Source organism: uncultured Fenollaria sp. (assembly GCF_934202865.1).
GTDB lineage: Bacteria > Bacillota > Clostridia > Tissierellales > Peptoniphilaceae > Fenollaria.
Map to the genome: position 1 here is coordinate 1 of NZ_CAKPYL010000042.1, position 13,232 is coordinate 13,232.

Consider the following 13,232-nt stretch of genomic DNA (forward strand, 5'->3'; position numbering starts at 1 on the left):
ATCTGTACATAAAATAATTCCTATTGGATCATTGTCCATTTCATCATTAACTTCTGCTTTATAATAATTTAAATACATATTAATTTGCACAACTGCTTCTGGCATTAGTTTTCCCGTTTTTAATTCAATTAATACATATGATCTTAAAATCTTATTATAAAAGACCATATCTACATAATAATGTGTATTTCCAAGTGTTACTCTTTGTTGACTACCTACATACATAAATCCTTTGCCTAGTTCAAGTAAAAAATTTTCTATATGCTCAATTAATGCAGCTTCTAAATCACTTTCTAATACTGGTTTTTTTTCTGGTATTCCTAAAAATTCAAATACATAAGGATCTTTAACAATGTCACTTGCTTTATTTATTTCATTTCCTTTTAAAGCCAAATCTAAAACTTTTTCTTTGTTTTCGTCACCAGAGGATAAGAGCAATCTTTCAAAAAGAGATGTTTTAATTTGTCTTTTAAGTTCTCTTACAGACCAATTAGCATTGATACATTCTTTTTCATAAAAGCTTCTCTTTTTTTTATCACTAATCCCTAGAAGCTCGCAGTAATGCGACCAAGACAATTTAACAGACAGTGTCTGTTGAATCTTATATTCAATAAAAAATCTTCTCATAAATTGTAAATTTGATATTGAGAATCCCTTTCCAAATTCCTCAGTTAATCTTTTAGACAAAACTTTAAGTAAATTTTTGCCATATTCTGCTCTATCTGAATGACCTTGTTCATCTTCTATAATGATTTTACCTATTTTCCAGTAAGTTTGAACTAGAATATTATTAACTTCCTTGGCAACTTCGTTTCTTGCATTATTCATTAATTTTTTTATATTGTTTAAAGTATCTTCGTGATTGTCTAAAATATCTTCGTGCATTTTATCTATATTGTTTTTCATATAAACACCTCTTAATCTGATTATATTAATAATTATACCATAAAAATTTACTTTTGTTAAATTTTCCAGACAGCGTCTGGAATATTTATAAGAAGAAACTATAAGCAATTTTAATTAAACTGTCTCGATTAACAAAATTGACCCAACCATAATCCCCGCTAAAATTTCTTGAACAATTGTCGGGTTTGTGGTAAAAGTGGCAAAAAGAATTGTCGGGTTTGCAGAAAAAGTGGCAAAAAGAATTGGCGGGTTTGCAGAAAAAGTGGCAAAAAGAATTGTCGGGTTTGTGGTAAAAGTGCAAAATAGAATTGGCGGGTTTGTGCTGCGATATAAAATTTTCCAGTCAGTGACTTGATTTGAAGTGCCTTGACTAAACCACTATAATCCCCAATAAAATCATCTTGAACTACTTCCCCTGCTGTGTTATAATAAAGTTATAATCAAAGGAGGTTTATCATGAACAACAAGAAGAAGATGACATTTTTGGATTACTTTATACTAAAGATCATCGTGGCTGGGACTTTCTTTTTATTATATTTGAAGCCAGCTGCTTTTAAAATCCCTGGCGTTGCAACTTATCCAGACGCTCTAATCATCTGTAGAGGCGCTGCTCTACTTATGAGTATATTCACAATGAGTCAAGTTTTCGACGCTATTTACAAGGCATCACAAAAATAATTAATGTTAATTCGCATTAAATTTAGCCCTTTCGCTAGTTTCGAATTATTTTGTCGCTGCGGAGTGCGTTTAGCACACCTCACTCCAAAAAATTCTGTACAACGCGAAATCATCTAAATTTCTTTGCAAATTAACGAAGTGAACGTCGATTTTATTAAATTTGCGGCCACTCCAAAAAATTCTACATAATTTGTAGCTTAAAGAATCTTACCATTTATGTGTGAGGTTCTTTTTTATCCGCAAAACTATTCCATAAACATGGTAAAGGCATTTATTTATCTATTATATTAATATTTTCATAATTTTCTCTTGACAAAGCGCATCTAATTAATTATAATTACTATAGGAGTTTATGTACTATAGGAGGTGTATATAAATGAAGAGAACTTATCAACCTAAGAAAAGACAAAGAAAAGTTGAACATGGTTTCAGAAAAAGAATGTCAACTAAATCTGGTAGAAATGTCTTAAAGAGAAGAAGATTAAAAGGAAGAAAGAGATTATCTGCATAATTTATGCAAAGGTATTTGAGTTTAAGAAAGAAAGTAGATATTAACAGGGTTTTCTTGTCGAAGAAGAAGGCCTTTAACGAGTCTTTTACGGTATATTACCGCTATAATAACCTAGATCACCCTAGGTTTTGTTTTGCTATTAGTAAAAAGTACGGCAAGGCGAATAAGAGGAATTTACTAAAGAGAAGGCTCAAGGCCATCATCGAGGCGCATCGTGAGGACTTTGATAAGTCTTATGACATTGTGATTTCGGTTAAGCCTACGGTTATTGACTACGATTTCTACAAGATTCGAAAAAGATTTCTTTCTTTGTTAAGAAAAATAAATGTTTTAAAGGATAAAGCTTATGAGTAGGATTATGGTAATGTTTGTGCAAATATACCGCTTTGTGGCACATAAGATTTTTCACAAGAGGCCCAGCTGTATTTTCACGCCAACTTGCTCTGAGTATGCGATAGAAGCTTTTGAGAAATATGGTTTTTTCAAAGGCTTGTATTTATCTGTGAAGCGTGTGCTTCGCTGTAATCCATGGTCAGAGGGCGGCTATGACCCGCTTGTATAGTTTTCCTTTAGGCTTTATTTATCGTAAGGAGGATTTATATGTTAGGTAAAATTTTAGGTTACCTTTTTAATTTCATATATGATCAGCTTGCTAGCATGGGCGCTGAGCCTGCAAACTTCTCGTTTTTGGCAATGACTATCATTATCTCGACTATTATCGTGAAGTTATTGGTTTTGCCACTACAAATTTCTTCTACTAAGAAGATGAAGAAGACTGCGGACTTACAGCCTAAGGTTAAGGAAATTCAAGAGAAGTACGGCTACGATCAACAGATCGCCTCACAAAAGGTTATGGAGCTTTATAGACAAGAGGGCGCGTCAATCACTGGCGGCTGCTTGCCTCTGCTTATTCAGTTCCCTATCTTGATTGCCTTCTTCCAAGTATGTAAGGATCCGTCAATATACGCGTTTGGCGCGGCTAAATACGCTGCGATGGACAAGACTTTTTTCTGGATCAAGGATTTAACTTTAGCTGACCCATATTGGTACGGTCTTCCACTGATTGCAACGCTTGTAACGCTTCTAATGAGTGTTACTACGCCAAGGGTCGGTATGACTGACCAGCAGCAAGCCAAGTCTATGAATATGATGCAGTATTTTATGCCGTTAATGACATTTTTCTTTACAGTTAAATATCCAGCTGGCCTAGCTTTGTACTGGGCTGTATCAAGCCTATTTGCTGCAATTCAACAGTTTGTACAAAATAGGATCATTAAGAAAGAGGAGGTAATTGTAAGTGAAAAGTAGATTTGAAGCAAAGACTATTGAAGACGCTATAATCAAGGCTGAGACTGAACTTGGCATGAGTAGAGACGCCTTCACTGTTGATGTAATAAATGAAGATAGTAAAGGTTTTTTAGGTATCGGCGCAAAGGACGCTGTGATTGAGGTTATTTATGAAGAAGTAGCGGAATGTCACTGCGGATGCGAAGACCATGAGCATAATCATGAGCATGAGCACCATGACCATGACCATGACCATGGCAATGGCGATGACGCTGAGCATATAATTATATTGAAAAACTTCTTGGACGAGTTCTTTAGGCTATTTGAGGTAAAGGCTTCGTACAAGATTGATGAGTCTGACGATATGATCAAGGTTTTGATCAATGGTGAATCGTCCGATGATACGTCGAAATTAATCGGTAAGAAGGGCGCTGTGCTTGATTCTTTGAACACGATAGCGCAAATTCAGCTAAACAAGTCGCTAGCTGAGTTTAAGAGGCTTTACATCGACGTAGGCGACTACAGAAAGAAAAGACAAGAAAAAGTTAGAGAGCTTGCTATACAAGGTTGTGAAAGGGCTAGAAAGTATGGTACTAAGGTTTCATTAGAGTACATGACTAGCTATGACAGACGTATCGTTCACGAAACCTTAGCAGGTATTGAAGGCGTAAAAACATTTTCTGAGGGCAACGAGCCTCACAGAAGAGTTTGTATCATAGCGAAGTAATTAGGAGGCTTTTATAGCCTCTTTTTTATTTATCTTTATGTTTATGGCAATGGCCTTGTTTATGGCCTTGCCACGATGACTGAAAATGCTTATGTGAATGGCCTTGCCACGATGACTGAAAATGCTATGCTAAGTGAAATTGCTTTAGAAAGTGATTTTACTAGACAAGGCAAAATAGATGGAGAAAGTGATTTTACTAAAGAAGGCAAAAATGCTAGAGATATTGATTTTGCTTAACATGGCAAGAATACTAGCCTAATTGAAAATACATATATATATAAAGGAAAATAGTATACAAAGGAGAAGAAATGAGAACGATTTGTGCAATATCAACTGCTATGCAGCCGGGCGCCATCGCCATCATCAGGATGAGCGGGGCGGGTAGTTTTGCTATTGCGAAGAAAATTTTTCGCTCGGCAAGCGGCAAAGACGATTTTAAAAATAAATACATGTACTTCGGCAGGATCTACGACGGGGACGACTTTGTCGACGAGGTTCTGATATGCTTTATGAAGGCGCCAAATACCTACACTACAGAGGATATGGTCGAGATATATTCGCACGGCAGTGTAATTAGTCAAAGAAGGATACTGAATCTGCTTTTGAAAAATGGTGCGGAACTTGCAGAGCGCGGCGAATTTACGAAGAAGGCCTTTATTGGCGGCAGAATCGACATCACACAGGCTGAGGCCGTCGCTGACATGATCAACGCCAAGACCGATATGAGCTACAATCTGTCTCTAAAAGCCTTTGATGGATCGGTTCGTGACTTTATTAATGGCCTTGCAGATAGCCTTAAGATGCTCATTGCCAATATCGAGGTCGCCATCGATTATCCTGAAGAAGACATCGAGGAGATCAGCTACGAGCGCATCACAAATACCTTGGAAAGCGTGAAAAATAGCTTAGCTGAGCACATTAGGCGCGCATCTACATCGACTCTAATTAAGGACGGCATAAAAACTTCAATCGTCGGCGTACCAAACGTAGGTAAATCCTCGCTTCTAAACACATTTACCCGTGAAGAAACGGCGATAGTCTCGAATATCGAGGGCACTACGCGTGACATGATCACCGAGTACATCGACCTTGAGGGCATTAGCCTTAAACTTATGGATACAGCCGGCATTCGTGAGGCGTCGGACGAAATCGAAAGGATGGGCGTCGCCATATCGAAGAAGGCAATCAAGGACGCAGACCTCGTTCTAGCAGTTTTTGATTACTCAAAGCCTATTAGCGAGGGCGATAAAGAGATCATTGATATGGTTCAAGATAAAAAACACATATATATATTAAATAAGGTAGACGAGGGCGAGAATGGCGAGTACTTAGACCATTTCGAGCAAAATGCGAAATATATTTTAACGAGTCTAAAGACTGGCGAAGGCTTCGAAGCGCTTAAAGACATGATTAAGGAAATGTTTTTAGCGGGCGATATTACTCAAGATGACCTTGTTTACGCAAATCTACGAGAGATGGATCTACTTAATAAGGCGCACTCAGCCATAAGCGAAGCATTAAACGATGCCGAACATAAACAAGTCTACGATCTACTCATAGTCAACATCAGAGGCGCTCTCGATAGCTTACTCGAAATTCTTGGCGAGAAGCTCGACAGCGAGATACTTGATAAGATATTCCAAAACTTTTGCATCGGCAAATAGATTAAAGGAAGTGATTTTATGCAAAGAAGAGAAAAAACATATATTAGAGGCACGTTCGATGCAGTCGTAGTCGGCGCTGGACACGCTGGATGCGAGGCGGCGCTTGCACTTAGCCGCCTTGGCAAGAAAACCGCTGTCATCACCATCAGCCTCGACGCAATCGCTGCGATGAGCTGCAATCCTAACATTGGCGGCACTGGCAAGGGTCACCTCGTTCGTGAGATTGACGCCCTTGGCGGCGAGATGGCGAAAAACATCGACAAAACCTACATTCAGTCGCGTATGCTGAACACCTCAAAAGGCCCAGCCGTGCACTCTTTGCGCGTTCAGGCCGATAAGCAGGCCTACCACCGCGCGATGAAAAAGACGCTTGAAAACGAGCCGAATTTAACCATTATCCAAGGCGAAGTGGACGAAGTCATTTTCGATGATAATGGCGCAGCCACTGGCGTCCGCATGACTACAGGCGCTGTACTTGAGGCGAAGGCAGTCATTTTGGCGACAGGCACTTACCTTAAAGGAAGAATATTTGAGGGCGAGCTAAATTACGAATCGGGCCCCGATGGCCGCTTCCCTGCTCGCTATTTGTCTGAATCGTTAAATGAGAATGGCATTGAGCTAAGAAGAATGAAGACAGGAACACCAGCCAGAGTCCACCTGCGTAGCATTGACACGTCAAAGATGGCAGTCCAAGAGGGCGACAAAACAATAGTCCCCTTCTCATTTATGAATGAGGCGGAAGCCATTCTCAAAGATCAGGCTGTTTGTTACCTAACATACACTACTAAGCCAATGCACGAATACATTTTGGCGCACATGGACCGCTCGGCGAGGACGCTTGGCGACATAACCGGCGAAGGACCGCGCTATTGCCCAAGTATAGAGGATAAAGTGCTTCGTTTTAAGGACAAGGATCAGCACCAAGTTTTCATCGAGCCGGAGGGCACAGACACTGATGAAATGTACATCCAAGGCGTTTCGACGGCGCTGCCTGAGGAGATGCAAGTCGAGATGTATAGGATGATTGAGGGGCTTGAGCACTCCGAGATTATGAGGAGCGCCTACGCGATTGAGTATGACGCGATCGACCCCACTTCCCTAAAGCTTAGCCTCGAGTCCAAAAAGCATGAAAATTTATTTTTCGCGGGCCAAATCAATGGTTCGTCCGGTTACGAAGAGGCTGCCGCACAAGGCATCATGGCTGGCATCAACTGCTATCTAAAGCTTGAGGGCAAGGATCCCTTCATTATCAAGCGTAGCGAGGGCTACATCGGCGTTTTGATCGACGACCTCGTTACGAAAGGCACAAACGAGCCGTATCGTATGATGACGAGCCGCTGTGAATATAGGCTAAGTCTAAGGCAAGACAACGCTGATATGCGTCTTACTGAATATGCTTATAGGATAGGCCTCGCATCCGAAGAGCGTTATAATCGCATGCTAGCGAAAAAAGCACGTATCGATGGTGAGCTTGAAAAATTGAGAGCCAAATCAATAGGCCCTAAGGAAGAGACAAATGCTTACCTTGAAAGCCTTGGCACGACTGGACTAAAGACAGCAGTCACACTTGAGGAGCTGCTACGTCGCCCAGAGATACATTACAGCGACCTCGCTAAGTTTATGGACCTAGCCTTGGATAAGCCGGACGAAATACTTGAGCTCGAAACAATCGTCAAGTACGACGGTTACATCAAGAAGCAAAATAAAGAGATAGAGAACTTTTTGAAGATGGAAGAGCGCTCCTTGAAGGACTTTAATTATAGCCTCGTTAAGGGCTTAAAGACCGAAGCCAAGGAAAAGCTCGAAAAGTTTAGGCCGTCAAACCTTGGCCAAGCCTCGAGAATCAGCGGCGTTACCCCAGCCGACATCAACAACATCATTATATATATGGAAGTAAATAAACGCAAATGATTTATTTAATAATTGCAATCGCCGTGCTAATGGCAGCCGCCCTACTCATGTGGAAGAAAAAACTAATCGTGAGTGAATATACAGTAAAGGCTCCCATGGATATGGATTTGCTTATTTTATCAGATTTGCACTCGATGGACTTTGGCGAAAATCAAAGAGAGCTCTTAGATATGGTGGACGCACTTCCCTTTGATGCCATCTTAATGCCAGGTGACATCTTTGACGATAAAGTAGATGACACGAAAGGCTATGAATTTATAGAAGGCATCAAGAAATACAGTTGCTACTACATTTTAGGCAATAACGAGATTATCTCCGGCAAGGCCGAGCTACACATGAAGGAGCTTCACTCAATGGGGATCACAGTCTTGGATGATGGCAAAGCCATTTACAAAGCTGACGACAAACAGGTTGAAATTTGGGGCTTTAGAGACAGGCACCCTTGGCGTATGAAGGACTACGCGGCGCATGTGGCTAAGAGGCTCGATGCGGATACGGATTTTAATGATTATCGCATCGTTCTCTCGCATAAGCCATTAACAAGGGATCAGTTCAAGGACATAAACGCGGATTTGATTATCGCTGGCCATGCGCATGGCGGTCAGTGGCGCCTACCTCCTGTGAATAACGGAGTTTTTGCGCCGAACCAAGGACTATTTCCAAAGTACGCTGGCGGCGTATATGAGGCGAACGGCAGATTTGAAGTCGTTTCGAGAGGCCTCGCGCGCGGACTAAAGCTCGTGCCGCGGCTAAACAACCCGCCCGAGATAGTTTTACTACACTTAAGAAAATAATGTTCCACGTGGAACATTTGAAAGGATAAATATGCTACAAAGTTATTTGAATGAGATTAATATAAACGCTACAGAGGGGCAAATTGCTGAGCTTGAGCGCTTCAAGGACTTGCTCGTGGAGAAAAACAAGGTCATGAACCTAACTGGCATCACCGAGTCAGACGAGGTAGACAGGCTCCACTTCACCGACAGCGCCTACCCTCTTACACTGCCAGAGCTAAAAAATGCGAAGAAGATAATAGACGTCGGTACAGGCGCCGGCTTCCCTGGCGTAGTCTTGAAAATATTAGCGCCAGAAAAAGAAATTTTACTCAACGATAGTTTACTTAAGAGATTAAAATTCTTGGACGAAGTGATTATGGATTTGGATTTAAAAGATATAGAGACAGTTCACGCAAGAAGCGAAGACCTTGCCCACGTTAATGGCCATCGCGAAGCATACGACGTCGCCATATCAAGAGCAGTCGCTCGCCTAGCCACACTTACAGAGTATATGCTCGGCTTTGTGAAAATCGGTGGATATATGCTTTCAATGAAGAGCGGCGATATAGATGAAGAAGCTATGGAGGCAAAGAAAGCTATAGAAGTTCTTGGCGGTGAAATAGTTGATATTCATAAATATAGATTGTTTGATGAGTTTGATAGATCGATAGTGGTGGTGAAAAAAGTTAAGGCGACACCAAAGAAGTATCCGAGAGGAAAGAATTTGGCAAAAAGCTCACCAATTATCTAGTTCGCATTCAAATTGCGCCTAAGGCTCGTTCAATTCGCCTTAGCCAGCATAGCGCAAAGGTTCTTGTCCGTTAGGACGAGGTTCTTCTTTGATTTGCGAACCAAGCTTCGTATGAATTTAATTTAGATAAAATTTTTTGAAGAATCACATTTGTGGTTCTTTTTCTTTTTTAGTTATATACACGATATAAGAAAAGTGATTTTTCTTAAATAATACTCTTTTTTAGATCTAATATTTTTTTCTCAATCAAATAACAGAAAAGTGTTATTAACGAAGTGACGCATCTGAGCAAATTGTGAAATTTATTAGCGAAGTGAGCTGCCCGCAAAACCATCTAGTGAAGTGTAACGAAACGAATATGGTTTTGCAAGCGAACAAGCTTTTAGAAATTTCCAATTTGGGAAGCCTAAGTCACGAGTAATACACTTTTCGTTATTCAAGTCAATCTAAATCACTTTTCGAGTATCATCTCTTAATCAAAACTATTTTATCAGTTCAATATAAATGTTCCACGTGGAACATTCCTTACAACACACTAAACAAGCCTATCGACACAGCTACCATAATCGTTCGGGCCATAGGCGAAATATTTCCTCTTAAAAACTCACCGCACCCCATAAGACAAGATCAATTCGTCGGAAAAATTTATGCATAGGACGAAGATAAGCACGAGCTCACAGCGAAATAGTACAAATAGTACATTGGAGCTGTGACGAGGGCGTTCGAGTTCTAGGCGAAATTTTTACAGAATTGGCTTGTCCATAAATTGCTATTGAAATTTATCGTATAATATGCTATTATTAAATCAGAGGTGATTTCATGTCCAAAACTATTGTCATATTTAATCAAAAAGGCGGCGTCGGCAAAACAACGACAGCCATCAACCTAAGCTATGCGCTTGCGAAGCTTGGTCAGAGGGTGCTCTGCGTCGATATGGACGCTCAGTCAAACCTATCGAGTGGTCTTCTTGAAGACTACAGCGAGGCATCTTCGTCCACATACACGCTCCTTACCGACGATACAAAAGACATCAGATCACTAATAAAGCCGACTAAGCTAGATAAGCTCCACGTCATCGACTCATCGACAGACATCGCGGGCCTTGAGATCGAGCTTGCACAAAAAGGCGATTGGAAAGACATCTTAAAGCGCCGCTTGGACGAGATTAAAGGTGATTACGACTTCATCTTCATAGACTCGCCACCGTCACTTGGCATTCTTTCAATCATGAGCCTCGCAGCCGCAAACTCAGTCATCATCCCGATACAGGCCGAGTACTACGCACTTGAAGGCGTTTCAAAGCTCATTAAGACCATAGAGCTAGTCAAAGAAAATTACAATCAGTCCCTTACAATCGAAGGCGTTCTGATCACCATGTTCGACGCGAGAAATAATCTTCACACCGAAGTCTTCTCCGAAGTTCAAAACTTCTTTGGCGCGAAGCTCTACACAGCGGTCATTAACCGCAACATCCGTCTTGCAGAGGCGCCTAGCTACTCCATGAGCATTTTCGAGTACGACAAAGCCTCAAAAGGAGCCGAAAATTACATGAATCTAGCCGAAGAATTTTTACAAAAGCAAGGAAGGTGATTATATGGCGAAGAAACTTGGCAAGGGCCTAGGCAGCCTCTTAGGCGTTGAAAGCATCACAGAAATCACAGAAAAGTCCAAAAACGAGCTCATGGACTTGGAAATGGCAATGGTCGTGCCAACAGAAGCACAGCCGCGTCAGTCCTTTAAGGAAGATACCATCAAAGAATTAGCAGAGTCCATAGAGAAGAATGGCTTACTTCAGCCAATAGTAGTTAGGCCCATGGCAGGAGGCAAATATCAAATAATAGCCGGCGAAAGACGTTACAGAGCCTTTAAAAAGCTTGGCAGGGCAAGTATCCCAGCCATCGTCAGAGACTACGAAGACGAAGAAGTTGATAAGCTTCAACTCGTTGAAAACGTTCAAAGAGAGGACCTAAATCCATACGACGAGGCCATTGCTTATTTGAAATTAAAGGAAAAGTATGGACTAAAGCAAGATGACATCGCCAAAGCAGTTGGCAAATCCCGCCCATATATCTCGAACATGACAAGACTATTATCCTTAGAAGACGAGATACTTGAAATGCTTAAGAATGGCGAGATCACAGTATCACACGCAAAACTTATACTATCAGTCGAAACAAAAGAAGAGCGTTTAAAACTTGCTCATAAAATAAAAGACGCAGGTCTAACAGTTAAAAAGACAGAAGAAAATACACGTAAGCCAAAGAAGGCAAAGCCAGAAGACATCTACATCAAAGACATCCGCGAGAGACTTGAGGACTTTTTATCAACAAAAGTTGCCATCAAGCACACAAAACGCGGCGGCTCCATCACCATCGATTACTACACAGACGACGACCTAACAAGGCTTACAGACTTAATCACGGAGGATTAGTATGGATCTACACGTATACATCGTCGACGCCTTCGCAACATGCCGCTTCGGCGGAACACCCATCGGCGTAGTTGCCGACGCAGAAGGCCTTAAAGAAGAAGAGTACCAAATCATCGCAAACGAGCTCAGAGCCGGCCTTACAGCCTTTGCAGAGCCGGTTGACCAAGACGTTTTCAGAACCAGATACTTCACAAGTAAAACAGAACTTGAAGGCTCCGGACAAGGCGCACTTGCGCTATTCTACGTACTTACAAACCTTGGTTATATCAAAGCCATTGAGAATGGTGTCAAGCTCGTCTATGAAGTGAACAAAAATTCAAAGAAAAAAGTCTACATTTATTACAAAGACTATAAGATAGAGAATTTAGAGATAGAGGTCAGCCGTCCAGAAATTGTGAGTAGCACGCCCGATATCACCAATATGCTCAGCGCCATGAGCCTTTCAACAGCCGACATCGGCCTTGAGAATGGTCTTGATGCGAGGGCCATGGTAGTCGAAGCGGAAGAGAAGACACTCATCGTACCAATTAAGACGAGACAGGCACTTTATGGCTACAGCATAGATGAATTCAAATTCAAAGATGCAGCCAAGACCATAGGCGTGGACAACGTTCACCTGTTTAATGAAGCCGAAGATGGTTTTTATTACGTAAGGAATTACACAAAAGACCTCGCTTTTGAAGAGGATAGCTCCTCCGCATACGCTAATGCGGCGCTGCAATACTATTTGATAAAGAATAAGCTAACGACAAAGCTCAAAGCCAAGATGCATCAGGGCGAGACCATGAATAGGCCGTCAAGAGTGCAAACGCGTTATTTAGAGGATAAGGATTCGGCGTTTATTACAGTAATGGGTACTGCACGAATATCCCTAGACGGCATTCTAAATATTTAAATGATTTCGCATTCAAATTGCGCCTGAGGCTCGTTCCTTCCTCAGCAATGCTCGAGTACGCATTTGTACGCTCCGCTTGCTTCGTCGGTCCACATCGTCTCATGCATCAATTTGCTCTGCAAAATCTAGATAGAGAAAATATATACAAATAATATATATACAATAGGAAAACAAATAAAAAACTATACAAAAACAAAAATTCATACACAGTGGCTAGTCTATTATCGTGGCCCAGCCATTCCACATACAAATCATTAAGGAGGAAAATTATGTTAATCGAAAAATCACTAAGAGATTATTTAAAAGAAGTTAAGTCAGACTCACCAGCACCAGGCGGTGGCTCAGTTGCAGCCTATTCATCAGCCTTAGGCGCATCACTAACAAACATGGTCATGGCGCTAACAGAAGGCAAAAAAGCCTTCGCAGAACTGCCAGAAGACGAACAAAAAACAATGAAAGACTACGCAGCAAAGCTAGTAGAGATCTCAGCCGAACTAGAAGAAATCGTTGACACAGACTCAACAGCATTCAACGACGTAATCAAAGCACTAAAGATGCCAAAAGAAACAGACGAAGAAAAGAAAGTAAGGTCAGAAAAGATCCAAGAAGGATATAAGGTAGCACTTGAAATACCATTCAGATGCGCAGAATTAGGCCTTGAAGCTATGGAATTACAAAAGATCTTCGCTAAAAAT

16 protein-coding genes are annotated in these 13,232 nt (G+C 41.1%); 15 read left to right on the forward strand and 1 reads right to left on the reverse strand.

The annotated features are described in order from the left end of the window. Positions 1–906 (reverse strand): YhcG family protein (locus Q0E71_RS05150; RefSeq protein WP_294796718.1); only part of this gene is annotated, 906 nt, incomplete at its 3' end. 456 nt (positions 907–1,362) lie between these two features. Between Q0E71_RS05150 and Q0E71_RS05155 the strand changes: the two genes are divergently transcribed. The 15 genes from Q0E71_RS05155 to Q0E71_RS05225 all read left to right on the forward strand — a co-directional run. Further along, a complete protein-coding gene (locus tag Q0E71_RS05155) occupies positions 1,363–1,584 on the forward strand; it encodes a hypothetical protein (protein WP_294796721.1) in 222 nt (73 codons plus the stop codon). A 376-nt stretch (positions 1,585–1,960) separates the two neighbouring features. Next, a complete protein-coding gene (gene rpmH / locus Q0E71_RS05160; RefSeq protein ID WP_058259632.1) occupies positions 1,961–2,095 on the forward strand; it encodes a 50S ribosomal protein L34 in 135 nt (44 codons plus the stop codon). Positions 2,096–2,098: 3 nt separating this feature from the next. Then, complete coding sequence (rnpA, locus tag Q0E71_RS05165) at positions 2,099–2,449, forward strand: ribonuclease P protein component (RefSeq protein ID WP_294796723.1); 351 nt, start codon at positions 2,099–2,101, stop codon at positions 2,447–2,449. After that, positions 2,442–2,657, forward strand: a complete 216-nt coding sequence (yidD, locus tag Q0E71_RS05170) for a membrane protein insertion efficiency factor YidD (protein WP_294796724.1) — start codon at positions 2,442–2,444, stop codon at positions 2,655–2,657. The genes rnpA and yidD overlap by 8 nt, the downstream gene beginning before the upstream one ends. Positions 2,658–2,695: 38 nt before the next feature. Further along, complete coding sequence (locus Q0E71_RS05175) at positions 2,696–3,403, forward strand: YidC/Oxa1 family membrane protein insertase (protein ID WP_294796727.1); 708 nt, start codon at positions 2,696–2,698, stop codon at positions 3,401–3,403. Next, positions 3,393–4,109: an RNA-binding cell elongation regulator Jag/EloR gene (gene jag, locus Q0E71_RS05180; protein WP_294796730.1), complete on the forward strand. Its 717-nt coding sequence runs from the start codon at positions 3,393–3,395 to the stop codon at positions 4,107–4,109. The genes Q0E71_RS05175 and jag overlap by 11 nt, the downstream gene beginning before the upstream one ends. A 75-nt stretch (positions 4,110–4,184) precedes the next feature. Next, a complete protein-coding gene (locus tag Q0E71_RS05185; RefSeq protein WP_294796732.1) occupies positions 4,185–4,346 on the forward strand; it encodes a hypothetical protein in 162 nt (53 codons plus the stop codon). A 71-nt stretch (positions 4,347–4,417) separates the two neighbouring features. Beyond that, on the forward strand, positions 4,418–5,773 hold the full coding sequence (gene mnmE / locus Q0E71_RS05190; RefSeq protein ID WP_294796734.1) for a tRNA uridine-5-carboxymethylaminomethyl(34) synthesis GTPase MnmE: 1,356 nt from the start codon (positions 4,418–4,420) through the stop codon (positions 5,771–5,773). 18 nt (positions 5,774–5,791) lie between these two features. Beyond that, positions 5,792–7,684: a tRNA uridine-5-carboxymethylaminomethyl(34) synthesis enzyme MnmG gene (mnmG, locus tag Q0E71_RS05195; RefSeq protein ID WP_294796736.1), complete on the forward strand. Its 1,893-nt coding sequence runs from the start codon at positions 5,792–5,794 to the stop codon at positions 7,682–7,684. Continuing rightward, on the forward strand, positions 7,681–8,478 hold the full coding sequence (locus Q0E71_RS05200; RefSeq protein WP_294796737.1) for a metallophosphoesterase: 798 nt from the start codon (positions 7,681–7,683) through the stop codon (positions 8,476–8,478). The genes mnmG and Q0E71_RS05200 overlap by 4 nt, the downstream gene beginning before the upstream one ends. Before the next feature lie 31 nt (positions 8,479–8,509). Beyond that, a complete protein-coding gene (gene rsmG, locus Q0E71_RS05205) occupies positions 8,510–9,211 on the forward strand; it encodes a 16S rRNA (guanine(527)-N(7))-methyltransferase RsmG (RefSeq protein ID WP_294796739.1) in 702 nt (233 codons plus the stop codon). An 819-nt stretch (positions 9,212–10,030) separates the two neighbouring features. Beyond that, positions 10,031–10,801: a ParA family protein gene (locus Q0E71_RS05210; protein WP_294796741.1), complete on the forward strand. Its 771-nt coding sequence runs from the start codon at positions 10,031–10,033 to the stop codon at positions 10,799–10,801. A gap of 4 nt (positions 10,802–10,805) precedes the next feature. Then, complete coding sequence (locus Q0E71_RS05215) at positions 10,806–11,642, forward strand: ParB/RepB/Spo0J family partition protein (protein ID WP_294796743.1); 837 nt, start codon at positions 10,806–10,808, stop codon at positions 11,640–11,642. 1 nt (position 11,643) lies between these two features. Continuing rightward, positions 11,644–12,537, forward strand: coding sequence for a PhzF family phenazine biosynthesis protein (locus tag Q0E71_RS05220; RefSeq protein ID WP_294796744.1), 894 nt, complete (start codon positions 11,644–11,646; stop codon positions 12,535–12,537). Positions 12,538–12,806: 269 nt separating this feature from the next. Continuing rightward, a partial coding sequence (locus Q0E71_RS05225; RefSeq protein WP_294796745.1) for a cyclodeaminase/cyclohydrolase family protein occupies positions 12,807–13,232 on the forward strand: 426 nt, incomplete at its 3' end.